Genomic DNA, 23737 nt, shown 5'->3' with positions numbered 1-23737 from the left:
CGGCGTGCGGGGCGATCAACGTCCGGTACGTCGGGCTATTAGGCTTTTATCCGTGGCGCTGGCGGTGCGAGTTCTGGGGGCCTTCGAGGCCGTGGTGCGCGGGGGGCCGGTGGACCTCGGCGGTCCGCGGCAGCGCTCCGTGCTGGCCCGGCTCGCCGCCGCGCACGGACGGCTCGTCCCGGCCGACCGGCTGGTGGACGAGCTGTGGCCGGACGGCGCCCCACCCCGGGCCGCCGCCGGCCTCCAGTCGTTCGTCTCGCACCTGCGGCGCGCGCTGGAACCGGACCGTCCGCCTCGTACGCCCGCGCGCGTGCTGGTGACCGTCCCGCCCGGTTACGCACTGCACCTCCCGACGTCCGCCGTGGACGCGTGGAGCTTCGACGAACTGGTCAACCGCTCCGGCGAGGCCGACGACCCGTCCCAGGCACGCGAACTCGCCGAACAAGCACTGGACCTGTGGCGCGGCCCCGCCTACGCCGAATTCGCGGACCTGCCCTGGGCCGCCGCCGAGACCGCCCGCCTGGACGAGCTGCACCGCCTCGCCGTCGAACGGCGCGCGGAGGCCCTGCTGGACCTGGGCGCCGAGGCCGAGGCCGTCCCCGACCTGGAGGCGCACCTGGCCGCCAACCCGCTACGTGAGGACGCCTGGCGCCTACTGGCCCTGGCCCTCTACCGCGCAGGCCGCCAGGGCGACGCCCTAGGCGCCCTGCGCCGGGCCCGCAACGTCCTCACCGACCAGCTCGGCGTAGACCCCGGGCCGACCCTCCGCCCCCTAGAAGCCGACATCCTCACCCAAGCCCCCCACCTGACCGCCCCACACGCCCCGAACCCGCCTCGCCCGAACAGGCCAGCCCCAAACGCGCCCAGTTCGCACGCGCCCGACCGGAACGTGCCTCGCCCGGACGTGCCCGCACACGCGCCTGGCTCGCACGCGCCTGGCCCGGACGCGCCTGGCTCGCACGTGCCTGGGTTGGACCTGCCTGGATCGGACGGGGTGGGGTTGGTGGGTGAGGGTGTTGCGCGGGTGGACACGTCAGCGGTGGCCTGGGGCAGTGTGGCTTGGCTGGACGCGACTCGGCCGGGTGCGATGGACGTTGAGGCCCGGCCGGCGCGGGGGCGGTTGCGGCTGGTTTCGGGCGCCGAGGAGGCGTTCGTCGGGCGGGACGAGGAGAGCGCGCGGCTCGTGGAGGCCGCCGCGCGGGCCGAGGCGGGCCGGTTCCAGGTCGCGCTGGTCGGCGGCGAGGCGGGGATCGGGAAGACGGCGCTGGTCGAGAGGGTGGCGCGGCGGCTCGCGGCGGACGGCTGGCGGGTCGCCTGGGGGCGGTCCGAGGAGGGTGGGGGAGCGCCCGCGGCGTGGTCGTGGGCGGAGTTGCTGCGCATCCTCGCCGCCGGGCAGGCGCCGGACGCGTCCCTCGCCGCGCGGCTCGCGCCCCTGCTGGACGAGGCGTCCGCCGCGGGCTCCGAGACCGCCATGGACGCGGCGACCGGGCGGTTCCGCCTGCATCTGGCCGTCGGCGACTACCTGGCCGACCTCGCCGCGCGCGGGCCGCTGATGCTCGTCCTGGACGATCTGCACTGGGCCGACGAGGAGACGCTGGTCCTGCTGTCGCGGCTGCCCGAGCGGCTGCGGGAGCTGCCCGTCCTCGCCGTGGGGACGTTCCGTCCGGCCGAGGCGGACGGGATGGCGGGCGCGCTCGCCCGGCTGGCCCGGTACGAGCCCGTCCGGCTCGACCTCGCCGGGCTGGCGGACGCTGAGGTCGCCGCGCTGGTCCGGGCGTCCTGCGCGGCCGAGGTCGGCCCGTCGGAGCTGGCCGTGATCGCCGAGCGGACCGGCGGGAACCCGTTCTTCGCCCGCGAGACCGCGCGGCTGCTCGACGCCGAGGGCCCGGACGCCGCCGCGCGCGGGGTGCCCGCCGGGGTCGGGGACGTGCTGCGCCGCCGCTTCGCCCGGCTGCCCGAGCCGGCGCTGACCGTCCTGCGGCACGCGGCCGTCGCCGGGCCGGAGACCGACGTGCGGGTGCTCGCCGACCTGTCCGGCGGGGACGAGGACGCCGTGCTGGACGCGGTGGAGGCCGGTCTCGCCGCCGGGCTGGTCACCGAGCCCGCGCCCGGCCGGATGCGGTTCGCGCACGCGCTCGTCCGCGACACGCTCAGCGCGGAGCTGTCGGCGACCCGCCGCACCCGCGTGCACGGGCGGATCGCCGCCGCGCTCGTCCGGCACGCGCCCGGCGAGGTCGGCGCGATCGCGCACCACTACCTCGCGGCGGGCACCGACCCGGACCGCGCCGTCCGCTTTGCGACGCTCGCCGCGTCCGCCGCCGAGGCCCGCTTCGCCTACGCCTCGGCCGCCGAACTCTGGGAGCGCGCCGCCGCCGCCCTGGCCACCGCCACCGGCCCAACCTTCGCCACGCCCTCCGACGCCGCCGGACGGGATGTTCGGGCGCGGGAGCGGTTGGAGTTGGAGATCCGGGGTGTTCGGGCGGCTGCGTTGGCGGGGGCGGTTGTGCCGTCGCGGGCCCGGCGGGCGCGGTGCGTCGCCGAGGCGCGCGCGCTGGGGGACATGGAGCTGCTGGCCCGCGCGATCACCTCCTACGACGTGCCGACGCTCTGGACGCCGCGCGAGTACGGCAGCGTCGACACCGACCTGCTGGCCGCCGCCCGCGAGGCCCTGGACGGCCTGCCGGACGACGCGGACGAGCTGCGCGCCCGCCTGCTGACCACGCTCGCGATCGAGCAGGAGGGCGAGTTCGGCGACGAGGGCCCGCGGGCCGCGCGCGAGGCCCTGGCGATCGCACGGCGGCTGAGCCGTCCCGAGACCCTCGCGGCGGCGCTGAACGGCTGCTACCTCAACGGGTTCCGGCACGCCGCCGGCCGCGACGACCGGCACGCCGCCGCGACCGAGCTGCTGGAGCTCGCGACCGAGCACGAGCTGGGCGCCTACCAGGTCCTCGCGCACCTCCAGCTCCAGCAGTCGCACATGGCCTACCTGCGGCAGGACGAGGCGTCCCGGCACCGCGACGAGGGCCAGCGGCTCGCCGACCTGTACGGGCTGCCGCTGCTGCGCCGGATCAGCGGCTGGCACCGGGCCCTCAGCCACGCGTTCGTCGCCGAGTACGAGGAGGCCGAGCGTGTCTACTGGGAGGTCGGCGAGTCCATCTCCCGGACCGGGATCTGGGCCAGCGAGCAGGGTGTCACGTTCTTCGGGATCTTCTGCCTGCGGCTCATGCGCGGCCGCGCGGCCGAGATGATCGACAGCGCCCGGTGGATGGCCGAGCGGTGGCCGCACATCAACGCGACCGCCGACGTCCTCGCGGTCTGCCTCGCCGAGGCCGGGCGCATGGACGAGGCCCGCCGGGCCGTCGCGGACGCGGGCCCGGTCCGTCCGGACTACTTCTTCGAGCTGGTCACCGCCCTGCGCGCCCGCCGCGCGATCCTGCTCGGCGACCGCGACCTCGCCGTCCGCTGCCTGGACGACCTGCTGCCGTACGCCGACCACATCGCCGGGGGAGCGAGCGCGGTCGCCACGCTCGGCCCGATCGCGCAGACCCTCGGCGACCTGGCCGCCTTCCTGGGACGTCCGGACGAGGCCGTCGGGCATTACCGGCACGCGGCCGCGATCGCCGGGCGGATGGGCGTGGACCACTGGTCGCGCGCCGCCGCCGACGCGCTCCGCGCCCTGGGCGCCCCCGCCGCCTGACCGCCGTCCCGCCGCGAGCCGGGGCGGCGGTGGACGAGGCGCTGCGCCGCGTCGGCGACAATTGGTGACGTGACAGCGCCAGGATCGCCAGCCGAGACCCCGCAGCCCGAGCCGTTCCGGTCCGGGTTCGCCTGCTTCGTCGGACGGCCCAACGTCGGCAAGTCCACCCTGATGAACGCGCTGGTGGGGACGAAGGTGGCGATCACCAGCAGCCGCCCGCAGACCACCCGGCGGGCGATCCGGGGCATCGTGCACCGGCCGGACGCCCAGCTCGTCGTGGTCGACACCCCCGGCCTGCACAAGCCGCGCACGCTGCTCGGCGAGCGGCTGGACAGCCTGGTCCGGTCCACCCTCACCGAGGTCGACGTGATCGGCTTCTGCGTCCCGGCGGACCAGCCGGTCGGCCCCGGCGACAAGTACATCGCGCGCGAGCTGGCGAACGTGAAGCGGACGCCGGTCGTCGCGATCGTCACCAAGACCGACCTCGCCACGCCCGAGCAGGTCGCCAGGCAGCTGCTCGCGGTCGGGGAGCTGGGGACCTTCGCCGACATCGTGCCCTGCTCCGCGGAGGACGGCTTCCAGGTGGACGTGGTGGGCGACCTGCTGATCAACCACCTGCCGGAGGGCTACCCGCTCTACCCCGAGGGCGACCTGACCGACGAGCCGGAGCAGGTGCTGGTCGCCGAGCTGATCCGCGAGGCCGCGCTGGAGGGCGTCCGGGACGAGCTGCCGCACTCGATCGCCGTCACCGTGGACGAGATGTCCCCGCGCGAGGGCCGCGAGGACCTCACCGACATCTACGCCCACCTCTACGTCGAGCGGGACAGCCAGAAGGGCATCATCATCGGGCACAAGGGCGCCCGGCTGAAGGACGTCGGGCAGCGCGCCCGGCGGCAGATCGAGGCCCTGCTCGGCACCAAGGTCTTCCTCGACCTGCGGATCAAGGTCCTCAAGGACTGGCAGCGCGACCCCAAGCAGCTCCGCCGCCTCGGCTTCTACGACTGATCGGCTTCCACCGCCGGCGGCCGGCGGGCCGGCCGTCCGGACGGGTCAGGGCTGCTCGGGGGCCTCGGCGACGGCCGTCCGGGACCGCACCCGGCCGCGCGCCCGGACGGCGACCGGGCGGGCCAGGCTGAACCCCACGACCAGCAGGGACGCGGCGACGCCCAGGTACCAGCCGTAGGCGAGCGTGGCGTGCGTGCGGGACGCGAGCAGCGCGCCGTCGTCGTTGAAGTGGTCGCTCGCCCGGCCCAGCCGCAGCGCGAACAGGACGCAGGCGACCAGCGCGAGCGCCCCCGGCAGCGCGGCGAGCGAGCCGATCCGGGCGTCCCGGCCGACCGAGCCCCAGAGCGCGAGCGCCGCCGCGGCGAGGGCCAGCACCGGGACGACCACGATGGTGCCGTCCAGCTCGATGCCCGCCACCGAGCCGAGGTCGTCGCTGACCGTGGCGCCGAGCAGCTCGGTGAGCATCTCCAGCCGCGCCCACGGCAGGAACGCCGACACCAGCAGGGTCCCGGCGGACAGTACGGTCAGCACGCTCCAGAGCGTCCCGGCGCGGCGGCGCCGCGCGGGCCGGGCCGGGAGTTCCGGTCCCGGTCCGGGAGCGGGCGCCCGCGGCTCCTCCTCGGGCGGCAGGAACTCGGGCCGTCCCATGTCACCGGTCATGTGCCCAGCGTAGGGGGCGGGTGCCCGGTTGATCGTGCGGGACGCGGGAGGCGGCGGGGATCGGTAGTTTGGATGCGTCCGTTATGGGAGGAGAGACCGGTGTTGCTTGTTTTCGGCTTTTCGGTGTTCTTCCGCGCGACGGGTGAGGGGATCTTCCACTGTCCGCGCTGCGGCGGGGACCGCGCCTACCGCCGCCGGTCCGCCCGCCGCTGGCTCACCCTCTTCTTCCTCCCGGTCGTCCCGCTGCGCCGCCTGGGCGAGGTGGTGGAGTGCCGCGTCTGCAGGACCCGGTTCGCCGTGTCGGCGCTGCGCACCCCGACCGCCCAGCAGCTCGCCGCCGCGCTGCCCGCCGGGATGCGCGCCGCCGCCGGGCTCGTGCTGCGCGCCGGGGACCCCGACGACGAGCGCAGCCGCGCCCGCGCGATCGAGGCCGTCACCGGCTACGGCGAGCCCGGCTACGACGACGACGCCGTGGACACCGACCTTGAGCTGCGCGACGCCTTCCTGGAGGAGGAGGTCGCGCGGGCCGGGACCGGCCTGGCCGTCGAGGCGAAGGAGTGGTTCCTCGCCCGCTGCGTCCGGATCGGGCTGGCCGACGGCCCCCTGGACGAGCCCGAGCGGCAGACCCTGCACCGCGTCGCCCAGCTCCTCGGCATGAGCCGCGCGCACGCGCTCGGAGTCATCACCATGACCGAAGGCGCCGCACACTGACCTCACAGCGCCGCACACTAACCTCACAGGGAACGCCCGCCGGCCGCGGCACGGACGGCGGGGACGGCCCGCACGGGCCCGGGAGGGGCGAGAGCATGGCGGACGCAGGGATCGCGCTGGTGCGGCGGCCGGGACCCCGGCTCGCGGAGGGGATCGTCACCCACATCGAGCGCCGGCCGGTGGACCTGGCGCTCGCCCGCCGCCAGCACGACGCCTACACGGCGGCGCTGCGCGCGGCGGGCTGGAGCGTCCGGGCCGTCCCGGAGGCCGACGATGCGCCCGACGCGGTGTTCGTCGAGGACACCGTCGTCGTCTGCGGGGACACCGCCGTCCTGGCCCTGCCGGGCGCGCCGGAGCGGCGCGCCGAGGTCGCGGGCACCGAGGCGGTCGTCCGCGATCTCGGGCTCCGGATCGAGCGGATCACCGAGCCCGGCACCCTGGACGGCGGCGACGTGCTGGCGGCCGGCGACACCGTCTACGTCGGGCGCGGCGAGCGCACCAACGAGGAGGGCATCTGCCAGCTCGCCCGGCTCGTCGGCGGGCGCCGGACCGTCCCGGTGGACGTGCGGGGCGCGCTGCACCTGAAGTCGGCGATGACCGCGCTCCCGGACGGCTCGCTGATCGGCGTCCCGGAGTGGCTGGACACCTCGGCGCTGCCGGGGCTGCGGGTCGCGCCCGAGCCGGCCGGCGCGCACGTGGTCGTGCTCGGCCCGGACCACCTGCTGCTCTCCGCATCCGCGCCGCGCACCGCCGATCTACTCGCCGCGGACGGCTTCCGCGTCACGGTCGTGGACATCGGCGAGTTCGAGGCCCTGGAGGGCTGTGTGACATGCCTCTCCGTACTCGTCCCGACACGGCTTTCCTGAATACGCTGGTAGGAGCCGCGCGAGAAACGATCATCTCAGATCGCGAGACGTGGTTTCCGTGTTGCGGATGGGATCTGTTAGCTTGACAACCGTGTTCGCGGACCTGCTTCTCCTTAGCGGCCGCAGCGGGGGCCTGTAGTCAGGTCGGCTCCCTCGCTGCGGGAATCTGACGTGACCGTCGGCCGCACAGACCGCAAGGACTGAGCAGAGGGAAGCCCACCCAGATGTATCCGCAGCAGAACACCTCCGGCATGCCGTTCCAGCGCTACAAGCCGTTCGCACCGGTCAGGCTGACCGACCGCACCTGGCCCGACCGGGTGATCACCGAGGCGCCGCGCTGGTGCGCGGTGGACCTGCGGGACGGCAACCAGGCCCTGATCGACCCGATGGACTCCCACCGCAAGCTCCAGATGTTCGAGCTGCTGGTCCGGATGGGCTACAAGGAGATCGAGGTCGGCTTCCCGGCGGCGAGCCAGACCGACTTCGACTTCGTCCGGCAGATCATCGACGAGGGCCGGATCCCCGACGACGTGGTGATCCAGGTGCTGACGCAGGCGCGGCCCGAGCTGATCGAGAAGACCTTCGAGTCCGTCCGCGGCGCCAAGCAGGCGATCGTCCACCTGTACAACTCGACGTCCACGCTCCAGCGGCGCGTGGTGTTCGGCCAGGACAGGGACGGCATCACCGCCATCGCGGTCGAGGGCGCCAAGCTGTGCAAGAAGCTCGCCGAGCAGGCGGGCGACACCGAGATCTACTTCCAGTACTCGCCCGAGTCGTTCACCGGCACCGAGCTGGAGTACGCGGTCGAGGTCTGCAACGCCGTCAACGAGGTCTGGCAGCCGACCCCGGACCGCAAGGTCATCGTGAACCTGCCCGCCACGGTCGAGATGGCCACCCCGAACGTCTACGCCGACCAGATCGAGTGGATGAACCGGAACCTGGCGTTCCGCGACTCGGTCATCCTGTCGCTGCACCCGCACAACGACCGCGGCACCGCCGTCGCCGCCGCCGAGCTGGGCTACCAGGCCGGCGCCGACCGGATCGAGGGCTGCCTGTTCGGCAACGGCGAGCGCACCGGCAACGTCTGCCTGGTCACCCTCGGCCTGAACCTGTTCACCCAGGGCGTCGACCCGATGATCGACTTCTCCGACATCGACGAGATCCGGCGCACCGTCGAGTACTGCAACCAGCTGCCCGTGCACGAGCGGCACCCCTACGGCGGCGACCTGGTCTACACCGCGTTCTCCGGCTCGCACCAGGACGCGATCAACAAGGGCTTCGACCACCTGCGCCGGGACGCGGCGGCCGCCGGGGTCCCGGTCGAGGAGTTCACCTGGGAGGTCCCGTACCTGCCGATCGACCCGCACGACGTGGGCCGGACGTACGAGGCGGTCATCCGGGTCAACAGCCAGTCCGGCAAGGGCGGCGTCGCCTACGTCATGAAGACCGAGCACTCGCTGGAGCTGCCGCGCCGCCTGCAGATCGAGTTCTCCCGGGTCGTCCAGCAGCACACCGACGACCAGGGCGGCGAGGTCACGGCCGAGCGGATGTGGGAGATCTTCGAGCGCGAGTTCCTGGCGAACGGACCGCGGGTCGGCCTGCTCGCGCACCGCGCGGTGTCCCGGGTGGACGAGAAGGACCGGCTGTCCTGCGACGTCCGGGTCGGCGGCGAGATCCGCGAGATCGAGGGCGTCGGGAACGGCCCGGTCTCGGCGTTCGAGGACGCCCTGGCCACCGTCGGCGTGAACGTCCGCGTGCTGGACTACGCCGAGCACGCGCTCAGCGCGGGCGGCGACGCGCGCGCCGCCGCCTACGTCGAGTGCGACGTGGACGGCCGCACCGTCTGGGGCGTCGGCATCGACGGCAACATCGTCACCGCCTCGCTCAAGGCCATGCTGTCCGCCGTGAACCGCGTCGCCCGCACCGCCTGACGGCACGCGCCGTCCGGGCCGGGACGGACCGACGTCCGGTCGGCCGGTCGGCGGTCGGCCGGTCGAGGAGAGCTTTCCGGGTGCCGCCCGCGCGGGGTCGGCACCCGGAAACCCCCTTCAGCCTCCGTCGAGGACGTGGTGGACGAGCTCCCGCAGCGGCCCGGTCAGCTGCGCCTCGCCGACCACGGCCTCCCGGCCGTCGATGTCGATGTCGTAGACGAACTGGTCGGGGATGCGGCCGGGCGGAGGGACCTTCGCCAGGTCGACGCGGCCTACCAGCCCTGCCAGCAGGGGGTCGTCGGCGCTGTCGGCCTGGCCGCGCCGCTCGATCCCGGCGAAACCGCCGCTTCGGACCACCGTCACCTTCACCAAGGTCTCCTCCGCTCTCGTCGCGCGGACCGGGATTCCCACCCAGGGTGAGAATCTCACGGTCACACGTGGACGCCTACCCCCGTCCACGCCTGCCGTACCGCGGACGCCTCCGCGCCGGACGCGCCGTACAGCGACCCGGCGGTCTCGACCGTCGCGGCGGCGAACGCGGCGAAGTCCGCCGTGGCCGCCAGCTTCCCGCCGGTCAGCGTCTGGTACCAGATCTTCCCGGCCTTCTCCCAGGCGTGCCCGCCGATCGCCGCGGAGGCGAGGTAGAACGCCCGGTTCGGGATGCCCGAGTTGATGTGCACCCCGCCGTTGTCACGGTACGTGTCGACGTAGTGCGCCATGTCGGCGGGCTGCGGGTCCTTGCCGAGCTGCGGGTCGTCGTAGGCCGTGCCGGGCGCCTTCATCGAGCGCAGCGCCACGCCGTGCACGCTCTTGGCGAGCAGGCCCTGCCCGATCAGCCAGTCGGCCTGGTCGGCGGTCTGGCCGAGGTGGTACTGCTTGATCAGCGAGCCGAACACGTCCGAGACCGACTCGTTGAGCGCGCCGGACTGGCCGTAGTACTCCAGCGCGGCGGTGTACTGGGTGACGCCGTGGGTGAGCTCGTGCCCGGTGACGTCGAGCGGGCCTGTGAACGCGGTGAACAGCGTGCCGTCGCCGTCCCCGTAGACCATCTGCTCGCCGTTCCAGAAGGCGTTGTCGTAGTTCTGGCCGTAGTGCACGGTGGAGATCATCGGCAGCCCGGCGCCGTCGATCGAGTCCCGCTGGTAGGCGGTCTCGTAGAAGTCGAACACCACGCCGAGCCAGTCGTAGGCGGTGTTGACCGTGGCGTCGGAGGTCGGCCCGGCGCCCTCGGCGCGGACGGTCTTGCCCGGCAGCGTCTCGGTATGGCCGGCGTCCTTGATGGTGCGGCTCGGGTTGAAGTCCTGCGTGGCGGACGGGGCGGCGACCGGCAGCACCCGGCGCTCGGTGCGCTGGGCGGAGCTGATCACCAGGCTGCGGCGGGCGAGCTCGCGCAGCTCGGGTTCGTCGGCCTCGCGGGCCATGTGGTCGAGGATGTGCGGCGGCACGATGGTGCATCTCATGGTTCAACGCTGCCATCCCCGGAGTGACTTGGGCCACATCTTCGGCCAACGTCGCCCGGCCGAATCCGGTCGCGGAGCGTAATGATCTCGTTTCGGCGCGCCGATCGTGCCGGGGATGTGCGGAGTGTGCGCGGATCGGGTGATCTCGTGCGGGGGCACGTCCGGACGTGGGCGACAATGGGCGGGTGACCCTCTACCGCGACGAAGGCATCGTCCTGCGCACCCAGAAGCTGGGCGAGGCCGATCGCATCGTGACCGTGCTGACCCGGCGCTCCGGCCGGCTCCGCGCGGCGGCCAAGGGGGTGCGCAAGACCCGGTCCCGGTTCGGGGCGCGGCTGGAGCCGTTCACGCACGTCGACCTGCAGCTCTACGAGCGGCGCTCGCTCGACCTGATCACCCAGGCCGAGACGCTCCGGCCGTACGGCGAGCGGCTGGTCGTCGACTACCCGCGGTACACCGCCGGGACGGCGATGCTGGAGACCGCCGAGAAACTGACCGCCGCCGAGCGCGAGCCCGCGCTGCGCCAGTTCCTGCTGCTGCTCGGCGGCCTGCGCACGCTGGCGGACGGCACGCACGACCCGCGCCTGGTGCTGGACGCGTTCCTGCTGCGGTCGCTGTCGGTGGCGGGCTGGGCCCCGGCGCTGGACGAGTGCGGCCGCTGCGGCGACCGCGGCCAGCTGCGCGGCTTCTCCATCGCGGGCGGCGGCGCGATGTGCGCCCGCTGCCGGCAGCCCGGCACCGCCACGCCCGCGCCGCCGACGTTCGCGCTGATGCTGGCGCTGCTGCGCGGCGAGTGGGACTACGCCGACGACTCCGAGCAGCGGCATAGGACGGAGTGCAGCGGCCTGGTGGCCGCCTACCTCCAGTGGCACCTGGAGCACGGCATCCGCTCCCTCCGCCACGTCGAACGCGACTCCGGCGAGCGCGGCACCGCCGTGCCCGAGCGCGGCCCGGACACCCCCGAGGCCGGGGACCTCTCCGGCGCTGGAGACCTCTCCGGGGCCAGGGACTTCCTCGGGGCCAGGGACGTTCCGGGAGCCGGGGACTTCCCCGGGGCCGGAGATGTCCCGGGGGCCCGGGGCGCATCCGGGGGCCGGGACGCCGAACAACCCGCCGGGAGCGGCGGGACGACCGACAGGGAGACAGTTTGAGCAGGGCCGCCGTTCAGCCGCCGTACCCGCACCCGACCGGGGTGCGCCCGCCCGCGATCCCGGCCGAGCTGGTGCCCCGGCACGTGGCGATCGTGATGGACGGCAACGGACGCTGGGCCAAGCAGCGCGGGCTGCCCCGCACCGAGGGGCACAAGCGCGGCGAGGACTCGCTGTTCGACGTGATCATGGGCGCGATCGAGCTGGGCATCCCGTACGTGTCGGCGTACGCGTTCTCCACCGAGAACTGGCGGCGGTCGCCGGACGAGGTGCGGTTCCTGATGGGCTTCAACCGGGACGTGATCCGCCGCCGCCGCGACCAGCTGGACTCGATGGGCGTGCGGGTGCGCTGGGCCGGGCGGCGGCCGCGGCTCTGGCGCAGCGTGATCAAGGAGCTGGAGGACGCCGAGGCGATGACCCGCCACAACGACGTCCTCACCCTCCAGTTCTGCGTGAACTACGGGGGCCGCGCCGAGATCGTGGACGCCGCGGCGCAGCTCGCCCGGGACGTCCGGGACGGCAAGGTCAACCCGGACAAGATCAGCGAGAAGACGTTCGCGAAGTACCTCGACGAGCCCGGCATCCCGGACGTCGACCTGTTCCTGCGCTCGTCCGGCGAGCAGCGCACGTCGAACTTCCTGCTCTGGCAGTCGGCGTACGCGGAGATGGTGTTCCTCGACACGCTCTGGCCCGACTTCGACCGGCGGCACCTCTGGCACGCCTGCGAGGTCTACGCGAGCCGCGACCGCCGCTACGGCGGGGCCGAGCCGAACCCGCTCCCGGTCGCGCCGTCCGCCTGACGCCCGGCTGCCCGCTCGCCGTCACCGCGCGTCCGCCTGCCGCCACCGCGCGTCCGCCTGCGTCCGGTCGTCCGCTCGCTGCCTCCGCTTTCGCGCGGTTCGCCGCATCACTCTCGTGGTGCGGCGTGGGCGCTTAGTCGATAATCCCTACCTGATTGGTTGACTTTTGCGGGACGGCGGCCTACCGTCAAGCCATGGCGTACCGTCTGCTGGACCTGCCGACCGCCCGTCCCGTCCGGGCCCGCCACGCCGCTCGCGCGGCCCGCGTCGAACCCGTCGCCGGACGGATCGGCGCGGCGGTCACCGGCGTCCGGCTGTGTAGCGGACTCGACGACGAGACGGCGCGCCTGCTGCGCCGCGCGCTGCTCCGGCACAAGGTGCTGTTCCTCCGCGGCCAGGGCGATTTCGGCGTTTCCGAGCAGGCGGAGCTGGCCGCGCTGTTCGGCGAGCCGTCGGCCCCGATCGTCCGCTCCGGCTGCGCGGCGCCCTGGCACCGGGGCAGCTGGGAGGCCGACGACGATCCGGCGGGCGGCTGGCACACCGACGGAAGCGACACGATGCGTCCGCCCGGCGTGTCGGTGCTGCACGCGCTGACCGTCCCGCCGTTCGGCGGCGACACCGTCTGGGCGAACACGGCCGCCGCCTACGACCACCTGCCGGTCGAGCTGCGCGAGATCGCCGACCGGCTGTGGATCGAGCACGCCGGCCCGGACGGGGTCCTCGACCATCCGCTGGTGACCGTCCACCCCGAGACGGGGGAGCGGGTGCTGCTGCTCGGCGCGTACGCGCGGCGCGTCGCGGGGCTCAGCGACGAGGCGGACGCGGCCGCGCTGATCCGCCTCTTCCAGGAGCACGTCACGGCGCTGGAGAACACCGTCCGCTGGCGGTGGCGGCCGGGCGACGTGGTGATCTGGGACAACCGCGCGACCCAGCACCGGGACGTCCGCGACGTCGGCGAGGGCGGGCCCGGGGAGCGGCGGCTGCGCCTGGTGGCCTGCGCCGGAAGCGCCCCGCTGCCCCTCCACCCGCATCCATGAGCGGCTCTCCGACCGCTGCGGCTATGAGGCGCGCTCACCGAGCGCTTCGGCTTTACCCGCATTACTGAAGGACACGCTCCGAGCGCTTCCGCTTCGACTCCCGCGGACCGCTTGCGCGGAGCGTCGCCTCTGGCCGGATGTAGCGGTCCGTCCGGCCGGGGCGGATGAGTCGGTCCCCGTCGCCCGTGCGGGCGGCGGGGACCGGTCTCGGCGGGGCTAGACGAGCGCCGCGTCCAGCGTGATCTTCGTTCCGGCCAGCGCCTTGCTCACCGGGCAGTTCGCCTTGGCGTCCTGCGCGGCCTTCTCGAAGTCGGCCGCGGCCAGCCCGGGCACGCTCGCCCGGACGGTCAGGTGGATCCCGGTGATGCCCTCACCGGGCTGGAAGGTGACCTCGGCCTTGGTGTCCACCTTCTCCGGCGGCGTCCCGGCCCCGGCGAGGCCGTGCGAGAGCGCCATCGAGTAGCAGGTGGAGTGCGCGGCCGCGATGAGCTCCTCGGGGCTGGTGCGCCCGTTGGGCTCCTCGGCCCGGGACGGCCAGGAGACCTCGTAAGTGCCGATCTTGGACGAGTCGAGCGACACCGTCCCCTGGCCGCCCATGAGCGGGCCTTCCCAGTGCGCGTTCGCGATTCGAGTGGTTGCCATGCCCCCGATTCTGCCAACCGCGCGTGAACGGCCCGTCAGTGGACGAGGTTCCCGGCGGTGGTCCAGTCGGTGACGATCGCCTTCTGCGCCGCGGCGAGCGTGATCTGCCCGGCGCACAGCGCCTTGTACAGCTTGAACTCGACCTGGTCCTTGGGGTTGGGGTTGCCGGGCTCGGGCCAGAGGTTGCGCGGGTCCTTGGGGTTGCCGCCGATGGAGAGCGGGATGAAGTGGTCCTCCTCGTAGGAGGACGGGCTGGTGTCCTTGTAGCCGTACTCGATGATCTGCTGCTTCTTCAGCGCGTTGGTGTAGGACACCGGCGGGCGGATCGTCTTGGTGTAGCCCGCGACGCAGACCGTCTTGTGGATGTTGGCCTGCGTGACGTCCGGGTTGGTGGCGCCGGGCGTGCACTTCGGGTCCGGGTGCGTGGTGGCGGGGTCGGTGCTGGACGCGTGGCACGAGCCGGGCGCGTGCGAGGTGGGGACGCCGGTGGGGTTCCCCGGACCGCCGCTCGACGACTTCCTGGGCTTGTGGGACGAGTCGGAGCCCGCCGTCCCGGCGTCGGAGCTGCCGGACCCGCAGGCGGTGGCGGTGGCGAGCACGGCCGCGCAGGCCGTGAGCAGGAGCGGGCTTGTGCGGCGGTTGAGGAGCATGTGGTCCCCCCTGGGAAGGATTTCATTGGTGGTCTGTTTTGACGCAGTTGACCACTATGCCGGTCCGTCACGAGAGGGACCATGCCGAAAAGGTCTTTGTTGCAGGGCGAAACGTGGCGCGAGCGCACCGCGTGCTGCCGGGTGACCGTGTGCCGGATGGGGGCGCCACCTGCGGGAACGCTGCGGCCGCGAGGACGGTGCGGCGGTGGGGGACGGTGCGGCCGCGAGGAGGGTGAGGCGGCGGGGACGGTGAAGCCCCGTGTCCTGGCGGGGCGGACACGGGGCTTCGGTCCCCGGAGACGTTCGAACGGCCGCTGGCTGACGTCCATGGCCGTCCAGGCCGCGGTTAGTTGACGTTCACGGCCGTCCAGGCGGCGGCGACGGCGTTGTACTGCGTGCTGCCCGCGCCGAAGAGGTCCTTGGCGGCGTTCAGCGTCGCGGTGCGCGCGGCCTTGTAGTCCGTGCTCGACGTCATGTAGGTGGTCAGCGCCCGGTACCAGATGCGCGTCGCCGCGTCCCGACCGATCCCGCTGACCGCCTTGCCGTCATAGGTCGGGCTGTCGTAGTTGACGCCGTTGATGGTCTTGGCGCCGCTGCCCTCGGACAGCAGGTAGTAGAAGTGGTTCGCCACGCCGGACGAGTAGTGCACGTCCAGGTTCTTCAGGTCCGCGGACCAGCTGTCGGGCGACTTGCCGTCCCTGCTCGGCTTGTCCATGAACCGGAGCGCGGGCTTGCCGAACCCGGGCAGCACGATCCGCTCGCCGACCAGGTAGTTGCCCGTCTCGTTCGGGTTGTTGGCGTAGAACTCGACGGCCGCCGCCATGATGTCGGAGGTCGCCTCGTTCAGCCCGCCGGACTCCCCGCTGTAGGTGAGGTTCGCGGTCGCGCTCGTCACGCCGTGCGTCATCTCGTGCGCCGCGACGTCCAGCGAGGTCAGCGGCGCGAGCTGCTGCCCGTCACCGTCGCCGTAGGTCATGCAGAAGCAGGAGTCGTCCCAGAAGGCGTTCGCGTACTTGTTGTCATAGTGGACGCGGTTGGACGAGCCCTTGCCGTCGCCCTTGATGCCGGTGCGGTTGAAGACCTCCTTGTAGAAGTCCCAGGTCTCGTCCGTGCCGTACTGCGCGTCCACGCCGGCAGAAGCGCGGTTGGAGTTCGTCCCGTCGCCGAAGTGCGTGGTGGACGAGGTGAACACGTTCGTGGGGGCGCGCCAGAGGCAGAAGATGAAGATGCAGAAGTCGGTCTGGTTCTGCGCGTCGCCGGTGTAGGTGCCGCCGCGCGTCGGGTCCTTCATCTGGTAGGACGACCCGGACCTGGTGAGCTGGAGCGGGACCGTCCCGGAGTACAGGCCCTTGCCGTCGCCCGCGTCCGTCTTGATCGTCTCCTCGCGGAACAGCACCCTGCCGGTCAGCGCGTCCACCGACGTGAAGACGCGGCTCGGCGTGCCGTCGGCCTTCTTGCCCTCGGTCTTGAACCGCCAGGCGAGCCGCGGCTGGTGGTCGGCGGTGCGCGCCTCCACGACCAGCATCCCGTCGTCGCGCAGCTTGTAGTGCTTCGCCGCGGCGGCCTTCTTCGCCTTCGCGGCCGTCACCTTCGGCGCGGTCGGGCTCGGCGCGGACCGCAGCGTGACGCTCGTCCCCTCGTACGCGCCGGACCGGCTCTGGTGGACGACCACGTCGCCGCCGAGCACGGGCAGGTTCCGGAAGGTGCGGACCATGCGGGTGTGGGACGTCCCGTCCCGGTCCACCGCCACGCCCACGACCTTGAACTTCTGGTCCGACGCCGCCTTCAGGTCGCCCGCGTGCGCGTCGGCTGCGCCGAGCGCGCGGCTCGCGGCGACGGAGGGCGCGGGTGCCGTCGGGGCGGGCGCGGCCGAGGCGGCGGTGGGGATCACGGCGGTGGCCGGCGCGGCGAGCAGTGCGGCGCCGAGCACCAGGCGGGGGGTGTTTCTCATGAACGCCCTCTCATGCGAGCGCCATGGCTCCCCCGGGGCCCGATCGGCGGGCCCGCCGTGGCGTGGGGACATTTATGACATGAGAGGTATTCGGTTTACTTGGTGAAAAGTGACAGAAAGCGGAACGGATGTTCGCGAGGTGTCACCCGTCACCAACCGTGACCAGGCATCCTGCCCCCGTGCCCGCACCCAGGCGGCAGGTGTCCCGCCGTGCGGCGGACCCGGACGGCCGCGCGGGTCAGCCGGCGGCGGTGCAGTCGGCGCAGCGGCCGAAGATCTCCACGGTGTGGGTGATGTCGCTGAAGCCGTGCTCGGCGGCGATGGCGTCGGCCCACCGCTCCACGGCCGGCCCGGCCACCTCGACGGTCCGGCCGCACTGGCGGCAGACCAGGTGGTGGTGGTGCTCCTCGGAGCGGCAGGCGCGGTACACCGCCTCGCCCTCGGAGGTGCGCAGCACGTCCACCTCGCCGGCGTCGCACAGCGCCTGCAGCGCGCGGTAGACCGTGGTGAGGCCGATCTTCGAGCCGTCCGCGCGCAGGTCGGCGTAGATGTCCTGCGCGCTGCGGAACTGCTCGCTGCCCGAGAGCGCCTCGCGGACCGCGTTCCGCCGGGACGTCGTGCCCCCCTTGGTCATTTTCCGAGCACCTCCGCCTCGGCCTCCACGTCGTGCCGGCCCTCCGGACCGCGCGCCGCGGTCCCGCCCGGCCCGCACGCCCCGGCCTCCGCCGCCGGTCCGCACGCCGCGACCGGGGCCGCGCCCGGGCCACCGCCGTCCGCCGGGACGCCCGCCGCGTGCGGCGGGAGGCCCGCGGGCGCCGCCGCGCCACCGTGCCCCGTCCGGGCCGCGTCCGCCCGGCGGCGGCGGAGCGCCGCGCCGGCGGCGACCGCGGCCAGGAACACCGCGAGGGCGAGCAGCACGATCGCCGGACCCGGTTGAAGATCGTACTGGAACGAGCTCAGCAGCCCCGACACCGCCGACAGTACACCGATCACCATCGCGGTCAGCATGGTGGCACGGAAGCCCCGGGCCACCTGCTGCGCCGCCGCCACCGGGATGATCATCAGCGCGCCGACCAGCAGCAGCCCGACCGCGCGCATCGCGATCACGACCGTGACCGCGGCGGTCACCGCGATCAGCACCGACAGGAACCGCACCCGCAGCCCCGCCGCGCGCGCCAGCTCCTCGTCCTGGCAGAGCAGGAACAGGTCGCGGCCGAACACGGCCACGATCGCGAGCACCGCGACGGCGAGCCCGGCGACCAGGTACAGGTCGTCCATCGTGACGCTGCTGATCGAGCCGAACAGGTAGGACTGGAGGCTGGTGCCGCCGCTCTGCGCCTGGGTGAGCAGCGCGCCGCCCGCGAGGCCGCCGTAGAACAGCAGCGCGAGCGCGACGTCCCCGCCGCTGCGGCTGCGCGCCCGCAGCAGCTCGATCGCGAGCGCGCCGAGGACGGTCACGACCAGCGCGCCGAGGATCGGGGACGTCCCGGTGAGCAGCCCGAGCCCGATCCCGGTGAGCGCGATGTGCCCGATGCCGTCGCCGAGCAGCGACAGCTTGCGCTGCACGATGAAGGTGCCGATCGCCGGGGCTGTCAGCCCGATCAGGACCGCCATGACCAGCGCGATCCGCATGAAGTCGTAGGCCAGGACGTTGCTCATGCCAGGCTCCCCGCGGTCTCCTCGGCGGCCGGTCCGGACGCCGGTCCGGACGCTGGTTCGCCTGCCGGTCCGGACGCCGCGTCCGCGCCGCGGAGCCGGGCCTCGGCGGCGATGCGGCCGTTCTCCAGCCGGACGGTGCGGGTGATCAGCGGCTCCAGCGGGCCGAGCTCGTGCAGGACGAGCAGGACCGTGCGGCCCTCGCCGGTGAGCATGCCGAGCGTGCGGGCGAGGGCGCGCTGGTTGTCGGCGTCGACCCCGGCGTTCGGCTCGTCCATGACGATGACCTCGGGCTCGCCGGCCAGCGCGCGGGCGATCAGCACCCGCTGCTGCTGCCCCCCGGACAGCAGGTGGGCGGAGTCGCGCGCGCGGTCCGCGAGGCCGACGGCTTCGAGCGCGCGGTCCACGGCGGCGCGGTCGGCGGACGACGCGGGGCGCCAGCGGGACTGCCGGGCGGTGCGCCCGGACGCCACGACCTCGCGGACGGTCGCCGGGACGCCGCCGCCCATGGGCAGCCGCTGCGGGACGTACCCGATCCGCGCCCAGTCCCGGAACCGGGCGGGCGTAGCGCCGTAGATCTCGGTGCGTCCGCCGCTCAGCGGCAGCAGCCCGAGCAGCGCGCGGACGAGGGTGGACTTGCCGGACCCGTTCGGACCGGTGAGGGCCAGCACGTCACCGGACTCGACCCGCAGGTCGATCCCGGACAGCACCTCCCGGCCGTCCAGGCGAACACGTCCATCGGTCATGGCGAACGGGGGTCCATCGGTCATGGCGAAGGGGGGCGGGGTCACGAGCACTCCAGTGCGGGACGGAGGATGTCGAGGTCGCGGCGCAGCACCGAGAGGTAGTCGTCGGACGAGCCGGGCTTCACGCCCTCGACCGGGTCGAGCACGGCGGTCTTCACGCCCGCCTCCCGGGCCAGCGTCTGGGCGACCTTGGGGCTGACGAGCGTCTCGGTGAACACGGTGGTCGCGCCGGTCTTGCGCACCTCGTCGGCGAGCTGCGCGAGCCGCTTCGGGGACGGTTCGGCGTTCGGGTCCACGCCCGCGATCGGGACCTGGGTGAGGCCGTAGTGGTCGGCGAGGTACCCGAACGCGGCGTGCGAGGTGACGACCGTCTTGCGCTTGCAGGTCTTCAGGCCGGTCTGGAACGCGGTGTCGAGGTCGTTCAGCTGCTTGACCAGCGCGTCCGTGCGGGTCCGGTAGTCGGCGGCGTTCCTGGAGTCGGCCTTGGCGAGGTGGTCGCCGACGCCCTTGGCGATGGCGGCCATGCGTCCCGGGTCGACCCAGACGTGCGGGTCGTAGTCGGTGTGGTGCCCTTCGCCCTCCTCGCCGAGGTCGCGCGCCGGGAGGGTCTTGACGGCGGACACCGCGTCGAACGACTTGCCCTTGGCGCGCTTGGCCACCGCGTCGTCCACGGCGGGCTGGACGCCCTTGACGTAGAGGGTGAGGTCGGCGCTCCCCACGTCCGCGATCTGGCGGGGGGTGAGCTCCAGGTCGTGCGGCTCGGCGCCGGGCTTGGTCAGCGTCTGCACCTTGACGTGGTCACCGCCGATCTTCTGGGCGAGCCACGCCATCGGGTAGAAGCCCGCGACGACCTTGGTCCGCCCGCCGCTCCCGGCGGAGCCGGACCCGCAGGCGGTCAGGCCGAGCGTCCCGGCGAGGGCGACGGCGGTCAGGGGGACGAGGGGGAGCGCGCGGCGCCTCGCGGGGCGGGAGGCACGGCGGTCGGCAGGCTTGGTGAACACACCCCAAGTCTGGACAAAATGAAAACGGTTGTCAAAACCGTCATCACGGATGTGGCGGACGCAACAGGCGTTCCGGAGCGGACCGGTTCGGCCTCAGAGCACCTCCTCGTACGCGCCGGGCTCGTCGATCGCCATCGCCGCGAGCGGGTAAAGCCGCATCCGGACGGAGGTGACGCCGAGCGCGCGCCGGTAGTAGCCCGCGCCGTCCCACTCGGTGATCAGCGCCCACAGCTCCGGGTCGTCCACGGTCCGGGCGAGCCGCCCCGCGCGGTGGCCCGGACCGGCGGCGAGGTCGGACAGCAGGGCCTTCATCTCGGCGGTGAAGTCCGCGGCGCGCTCGGCCGGGACCCGGAACCGGGTGATCGCGATCATTCCGCCATCCTCCCAGCACGCCGGGCCAAAGATCGGGGAAATTCCCGGCGCGCCCCGCCGCCCGCGCGCGCCCCCTGAAGATCATGAGAGGCGCGCGGCCCGCGACCGCGGGCGCTCACCGGGGAGAGGGGATCGACGTGCGTCCAGCCGCCATGCCGATCGTCGTGCTGGGACTCGCGCCGCTGGCCGCGGGCCTCGCCGTAGCCGTACCGGCGCCCACCGCCGCCGGCGCGGCCGACGCACCGCCACCCGCCGCCGCGTCGGCACCCGCCGCCACCGGGTCGGCGCGCACCGCCACCGGGTTGGAGCGCACTGCTACCGGGTCGGCGCGTGCCGTTGCCCGCGCTCCGGAGGCGTCCGCGGGCCGTGCCTCGTCGGGGCGGCGCGTGGTGGTCTACCGGGGTGTCGAGGTGCCGGTGCCGCGGGGCTGGGAGGTGCACCGGCTGGACGCCGAGCCGGGCGCCTGCGTGCGGCTCGACCGGCGCGCGATCTACCTCGGGACGCCGGGGGAGCAGTCGTCCTGCCCGGCTCGCGTGGTCGGCGGCGCCGAGGCGGTGCTGATCCGGCCAACGCGTCCAGGCCCGGCGGCGGCCTCGCCCTCGACGATCCGCCGCACCGGCCCTGTCCGGCCGGACCGGCTGGCGTCGATGGCGCTGCCCGCGAGGCGGGACGGCGTCGTCCGCGTGCCGCTTCCGGAGGCGGGCGTGACGATCACCGGCCTGTACGGCGAGCATCCGGCCGCCCTCCGGCGCGTCCTGCGCTCGACGCGGCTCAGCGCCGGCTGGACGCATGACCCCGAGTCCCAGTGGCCGCACGCCCCTGGTTCGCAGTGGCCCGACGACCCCGGTTCGCAGTGGCCGCGTGATCCCGGTTCGCAGTGGCCGCACGACCCGGCGCCGCGTCCGGCCTACGTCCTCCCCGAAGTGGACCAGTACGCCGACCAGGCCGCCGCCCGGACGAGGCGGGAGCCGCAGCGGGAATGGGCGTCCGGACGCGGGTTCGACGCGTGCGCCGCGCCGTCCCTGCGGGCCATGCGGGCCTGGCGGAGCGCCTACTCGGTCGCTAACGTCTACATCGGCGGGGTCTCGCGCGGCTGCGCGCAACCGCACCTGAACGCCGGGTGGGTCCGGGCCGTCCGGGCCATGGGGTACCGGCTGATCCCCACCTACGTCGGGCCGCAGGCGCCCTGCACCCGGCACCGCGCCCGCTTCGACGCCAGGCGGCCCGAGCGGGCCGCCCGGGCCGCGGCGGCCGATGCCGTCGCTCGTGCGCGCGCGCTCGGCATCCCCCGGAGCAAGCCGATCTACTACGACATGGAGGCGTACCGCAGCCACGGCCCCTGCCGGACGGCCGTCCTCCGCTTCCTACAGGCCTGGACCCTCGCCCTGGGCGCGCGCGACTACCCGGCCGGGATCTACAGCGGGGCGAGCACCGGCATCCGCGACCTGGGCTGGGCCAAGGGCTTCGTGAAGCCGCGCTCGATCTGGTTCGCGCACTGGGACGGTAAAGCGAGCGTCTACGGCAGTTCCGTCCTGCCCAACCGGTGGTGGTCCCCGCATCGCCGGATCAAGCAGTACCGGGGCGACCACAGGGAGAGCCACGGCGGGGTGACCCTCTACGTGGACAGCAACGTGGTGGACGGCCGCGTCTACTGAGCGGACACCGACGCCTTGCGGCGTGCGGGCACCGCCGCATCTCGGCCTGGTATCGGGCGGCGGGATATCGAGTTCGGCCGCCGCGACCGGTGCCCTAAGCTGGGGAGGGCTGCCCGGAGCGCCGCTCCGTGAGCATCGCAGCAGCCTGAGCACGAAGCGGCCCGGGCACCAGATGGGCCGCGCACGAACCAACGGGGATCACGCTCGCCGCCCTTCCGCCTTGCGCGGCGGGGCGCGCTACGAACAATCCCGCCGACCGCCAGCCGGATGGAGAAACGCTGATGGCACGCCGTTCCGACGTGATGGACACGATCATCAATCTCAGCAAGCGACGGGGCCTGGTGTTCCCGTCCAGCGAGATCTACGGCGGTCTGCGCTCCTCCTGGGACTACGGCCCGCTGGGCGTCGAGCTGAAGAACAACGTCAAGCGCCAGTGGTGGAAGTCGGTCGTGCAGGGCCGCGACGACGTGGTGGGCCTCGACTCCTCGGTGATCCTGGCCCGCGAGGTCTGGGAGGCCAGCGGCCACGTCCGCGAGTTCGTCGACCCGCTGACCGAGTGCCAGTCCTGCCACAAGCGGTTCCGCGCCGACCACCTCACCGAGGCCTACGAGGAGAAGCACGGCCACGAGCCGGCGAACGGCCTGGCCGACGTCACCTGCCCGAACTGCGGTGTCAAGGGCGCGTTCACCGAGCCCAAGATGTTCAACGGCATGCTCCGCACCTACCTCGGCGCGATCGAGGACGAGTCGGGCCTGGCCTACCTGCGCCCGGAGACCGCGCAGGGCATCTTCATCAACTACCTGAACGTGCAGCAGTCCGCCCGCCGCAAGATCCCGTTCGGCATCGGCCAGATCGGCAAGTCGTTCCGCAATGAGATCACCCCGGGCAACTTCATCTTCCGCACCCGCGAGTTCGAGCAGATGGAGATGGAGTTCTTCGTCAAGCCGGGCAGCGACGAGGAGTGGCACCAGTACTGGATCGACGAGCGGTTCGCCTGGTACACCGACCTCGGCATCAAGAAGGACAACCTGCGGCTGTTCGACCACCCGAAGGACAAGCTGTCCCACTACTCCAAGCGGACCGTCGACATCGAGTACCGGTTCGGCTTCTCCGGCAAGGAGTGGGGCGAGCTGGAGGGCGTCGCGAACCGCACCGACTTCGACCTGACCACGCATGCCAAGGCGTCCGGCCAGGACCTGTCGTTCTTCGACCAGGAGGCCGGCGAGCGGTTCGTCCCGTACGTGATCGAGCCCGCGGCGGGCGTCGACCGCTGCACCCTGACGTTCATGATGGACGCCTACGCCGAGGACGAGGCGCCGAACGCCAAGGGCAAGCTGGAGAAGCGCACGGTCATGCGGCTCGACCGGCGGCTCGCCCCGGTCAAGGTCGCGGTGCTGCCGCTGTCCCGCAACACCGACCTGTCGCCGAAGGCCCGCGACCTCGCCGCGCGGCTGCGCAAGAACTGGAACGTCGACTTCGACGACGCGGGCGCGATCGGCCGCCGCTACCGCCGCCAGGACGAGATCGGCACCCCGTTCTGCGTCACCGTCGACTTCGACACCCTTGAGGACGACGCGGTGACCGTCCGGGAGCGGGACACGATGAGTCAGGAGCGCATCTCCCTCGGCCAGGTCGAGTCTTTCCTCGCCGCGCAGCTCGTCGGCTGCTAGCCGACGAGACCACCGCGCGAAGCGGCGCCGAGCCGCCGGGCAGAACGCCGAGCTGAAGAGGGGCCGTCTCCGTGGGGGA

The 23737-nt window shown here is 73.3% G+C and carries 20 protein-coding genes and 1 pseudogene; 10 read left to right on the top strand and 11 right to left on the bottom strand.

Annotated features, from left to right (window positions below; genetic code table 11):
• Window positions 1–52: 52 nt before the first annotated feature.
• Window positions 53–3697 (top strand): ATP-binding protein, encoded by a 3645-nt coding sequence (locus FHU30_RS20340; RefSeq protein WP_253877863.1) that lies wholly within the window; start codon window positions 53–55, stop codon window positions 3695–3697.
• A gap of 69 nt (window positions 3698–3766) precedes the next feature.
• On the top strand, window positions 3767–4702 hold the full coding sequence (gene era, locus FHU30_RS20335) for a GTPase Era (RefSeq protein WP_253877862.1): 936 nt from the start codon (window positions 3767–3769) through the stop codon (window positions 4700–4702).
• 45 nt (window positions 4703–4747) lie between these two features.
• Here era and FHU30_RS20330 read toward each other — a convergent pair whose 3' ends face one another.
• Window positions 4748–5362, bottom strand: coding sequence for a hypothetical protein (locus FHU30_RS20330; protein ID WP_253877860.1), 615 nt, complete (start codon window positions 5360–5362; stop codon window positions 4748–4750).
• A 99-nt stretch (window positions 5363–5461) separates the two neighbouring features.
• Here FHU30_RS20330 and FHU30_RS20325 point away from each other — a divergent pair, with 99 nt between their 5' ends.
• The 3 genes from FHU30_RS20325 (at window position 5462) to leuA (ending at window position 8870) form a co-directional block, all read left to right on the top strand.
• On the top strand, window positions 5462–6073 hold the full coding sequence (locus FHU30_RS20325; protein ID WP_253877858.1) for a TerB family tellurite resistance protein: 612 nt from the start codon (window positions 5462–5464) through the stop codon (window positions 6071–6073).
• 95 nt (window positions 6074–6168) lie between these two features.
• The gene (gene ddaH / locus FHU30_RS20320; RefSeq protein WP_253877857.1) at window positions 6169–6939 is read left to right on the top strand and encodes a dimethylargininase; all 771 of its coding nucleotides are present in this window, start codon (window positions 6169–6171) and stop codon (window positions 6937–6939) included.
• 224 nt (window positions 6940–7163) lie between these two features.
• Window positions 7164–8870: a 2-isopropylmalate synthase gene (gene leuA / locus FHU30_RS20315; protein WP_253877856.1), complete on the top strand. Its 1707-nt coding sequence runs from the start codon at window positions 7164–7166 to the stop codon at window positions 8868–8870.
• A 117-nt stretch (window positions 8871–8987) separates the two neighbouring features.
• Here leuA and FHU30_RS20310 read toward each other — a convergent pair whose 3' ends face one another.
• Both FHU30_RS20310 and FHU30_RS20305 read right to left on the bottom strand, forming a co-directional pair.
• Window positions 8988–9239, bottom strand: coding sequence for a protealysin inhibitor emfourin (locus FHU30_RS20310; protein ID WP_253877855.1), 252 nt, complete (start codon window positions 9237–9239; stop codon window positions 8988–8990).
• A 62-nt stretch (window positions 9240–9301) separates the two neighbouring features.
• Window positions 9302–10330, bottom strand: a complete 1029-nt coding sequence (locus FHU30_RS20305; RefSeq protein WP_253877854.1) for a M4 family metallopeptidase — start codon at window positions 10328–10330, stop codon at window positions 9302–9304.
• Between the two features lie 185 nt (window positions 10331–10515).
• Between FHU30_RS20305 and recO the strand changes: the two are divergent.
• From recO to FHU30_RS20290, 3 genes and pseudogenes are all read left to right on the top strand, one after another.
• Window positions 10516–11241: pseudogene (gene recO, locus FHU30_RS20300) on the top strand (DNA repair protein RecO); the annotation flags it as partial.
• Window positions 11242–11477: 236 nt separating this feature from the next.
• The gene (locus tag FHU30_RS20295) at window positions 11478–12278 is read left to right on the top strand and encodes an isoprenyl transferase (protein WP_253877853.1); all 801 of its coding nucleotides are present in this window, start codon (window positions 11478–11480) and stop codon (window positions 12276–12278) included.
• Between the two features lie 194 nt (window positions 12279–12472).
• Window positions 12473–13315, top strand: coding sequence for a TauD/TfdA dioxygenase family protein (locus tag FHU30_RS20290; protein ID WP_253877852.1), 843 nt, complete (start codon window positions 12473–12475; stop codon window positions 13313–13315).
• Window positions 13316–13531: 216 nt separating this feature from the next.
• Here FHU30_RS20290 and FHU30_RS20285 read toward each other — a convergent pair whose 3' ends face one another.
• From FHU30_RS20285 to FHU30_RS20250, 8 genes are all read right to left on the bottom strand, one after another.
• A complete protein-coding gene (locus tag FHU30_RS20285) occupies window positions 13532–13957 on the bottom strand; it encodes an OsmC family protein (RefSeq protein WP_253877850.1) in 426 nt (141 codons plus the stop codon).
• Window positions 13958–13992: 35 nt separating this feature from the next.
• Window positions 13993–14607 (bottom strand): hypothetical protein, encoded by a 615-nt coding sequence (locus tag FHU30_RS20280; RefSeq protein ID WP_253877848.1) that lies wholly within the window; start codon window positions 14605–14607, stop codon window positions 13993–13995.
• Between the two features lie 346 nt (window positions 14608–14953).
• The gene (locus FHU30_RS20275) at window positions 14954–16558 is read right to left on the bottom strand and encodes a M4 family metallopeptidase (RefSeq protein ID WP_253877847.1); all 1605 of its coding nucleotides are present in this window, start codon (window positions 16556–16558) and stop codon (window positions 14954–14956) included.
• Window positions 16559–16796: 238 nt separating this feature from the next.
• Window positions 16797–17192: a Fur family transcriptional regulator gene (locus tag FHU30_RS20270; RefSeq protein WP_253877845.1), complete on the bottom strand. Its 396-nt coding sequence runs from the start codon at window positions 17190–17192 to the stop codon at window positions 16797–16799.
• The gene (locus tag FHU30_RS20265) at window positions 17189–18217 is read right to left on the bottom strand and encodes a metal ABC transporter permease (RefSeq protein ID WP_253877844.1); all 1029 of its coding nucleotides are present in this window, start codon (window positions 18215–18217) and stop codon (window positions 17189–17191) included. The genes FHU30_RS20270 and FHU30_RS20265 overlap by 4 nt, the downstream gene beginning before the upstream one ends.
• Window positions 18214–18960 (bottom strand): metal ABC transporter ATP-binding protein, encoded by a 747-nt coding sequence (locus FHU30_RS20260; protein ID WP_253877843.1) that lies wholly within the window; start codon window positions 18958–18960, stop codon window positions 18214–18216. The genes FHU30_RS20265 and FHU30_RS20260 overlap by 4 nt, the downstream gene beginning before the upstream one ends.
• Before the next feature lie 41 nt (window positions 18961–19001).
• Complete coding sequence (locus tag FHU30_RS20255) at window positions 19002–19961, bottom strand: metal ABC transporter substrate-binding protein (RefSeq protein ID WP_253877842.1); 960 nt, start codon at window positions 19959–19961, stop codon at window positions 19002–19004.
• Between the two features lie 93 nt (window positions 19962–20054).
• Window positions 20055–20333, bottom strand: a complete 279-nt coding sequence (locus FHU30_RS20250) for an antibiotic biosynthesis monooxygenase family protein (RefSeq protein ID WP_253877841.1) — start codon at window positions 20331–20333, stop codon at window positions 20055–20057.
• 137 nt (window positions 20334–20470) lie between these two features.
• Between FHU30_RS20250 and FHU30_RS47140 the strand changes: the two genes are divergently transcribed.
• Together FHU30_RS47140 and FHU30_RS20240 are read left to right on the top strand one after the other, a co-directional pair.
• Window positions 20471–21988: a DUF1906 domain-containing protein gene (locus FHU30_RS47140; RefSeq protein WP_253877839.1), complete on the top strand. Its 1518-nt coding sequence runs from the start codon at window positions 20471–20473 to the stop codon at window positions 21986–21988.
• A gap of 281 nt (window positions 21989–22269) precedes the next feature.
• Entirely contained in the window at window positions 22270–23658 is a 1389-nt protein-coding gene (locus FHU30_RS20240) for a glycine--tRNA ligase (RefSeq protein ID WP_253877838.1), read from the top strand.
• Window positions 23659–23737 lie beyond the last annotated feature (79 nt).

It is taken from the genome of Actinomadura rupiterrae (genome assembly GCF_024172125.1).
GTDB lineage: Bacteria > Actinomycetota > Actinomycetes > Streptosporangiales > Streptosporangiaceae > Spirillospora > Spirillospora rupiterrae.
The sequence above is the reverse complement of the archived record's forward strand: the minus strand, read 5'-3'. Positions and strand labels throughout refer to the sequence as shown.

What these genes read in the sequence shown, in the direction of transcription:
- FHU30_RS20250 (WP_253877841.1), bottom strand. Translation starts at nt 20,333, where the DNA reads ATGATCGCGATCACCCGGTTCCGGGTCCCGGCCGAGCGCGCCGCGGAC.
- FHU30_RS20285 (WP_253877850.1), bottom strand. Translation starts at nt 13,957, where the DNA reads ATGGCAACCACTCGAATCGCGAACGCGCACTGGGAAGGCCCGCTCATG.
- FHU30_RS20290 (WP_253877852.1), top strand. Translation starts at nt 12,473, where the DNA reads ATGGCGTACCGTCTGCTGGACCTGCCGACCGCCCGTCCCGTCCGGGCC.
- FHU30_RS20265 (WP_253877844.1), bottom strand. Translation starts at nt 18,217, where the DNA reads ATGAGCAACGTCCTGGCCTACGACTTCATGCGGATCGCGCTGGTCATG.
- FHU30_RS20260 (WP_253877843.1), bottom strand. Translation starts at nt 18,960, where the DNA reads ATGACCGATGGACGTGTTCGCCTGGACGGCCGGGAGGTGCTGTCCGGG.
- leuA (WP_253877856.1), top strand. Translation starts at nt 7,164, where the DNA reads ATGTATCCGCAGCAGAACACCTCCGGCATGCCGTTCCAGCGCTACAAG.
- ddaH (WP_253877857.1), top strand. Translation starts at nt 6,169, where the DNA reads ATGGCGGACGCAGGGATCGCGCTGGTGCGGCGGCCGGGACCCCGGCTC.
- FHU30_RS20275 (WP_253877847.1), bottom strand. Translation starts at nt 16,558, where the DNA reads ATGAGAAACACCCCCCGCCTGGTGCTCGGCGCCGCACTGCTCGCCGCG.
- FHU30_RS20330 (WP_253877860.1), bottom strand. Translation starts at nt 5,362, where the DNA reads ATGACCGGTGACATGGGACGGCCCGAGTTCCTGCCGCCCGAGGAGGAG.
- FHU30_RS20240 (WP_253877838.1), top strand. Translation starts at nt 22,270, where the DNA reads ATGGCACGCCGTTCCGACGTGATGGACACGATCATCAATCTCAGCAAG.
- FHU30_RS20280 (WP_253877848.1), bottom strand. Translation starts at nt 14,607, where the DNA reads ATGCTCCTCAACCGCCGCACAAGCCCGCTCCTGCTCACGGCCTGCGCG.
- FHU30_RS20305 (WP_253877854.1), bottom strand. Translation starts at nt 10,330, where the DNA reads ATGAGATGCACCATCGTGCCGCCGCACATCCTCGACCACATGGCCCGC.
- FHU30_RS20270 (WP_253877845.1), bottom strand. Translation starts at nt 17,192, where the DNA reads ATGACCAAGGGGGGCACGACGTCCCGGCGGAACGCGGTCCGCGAGGCG.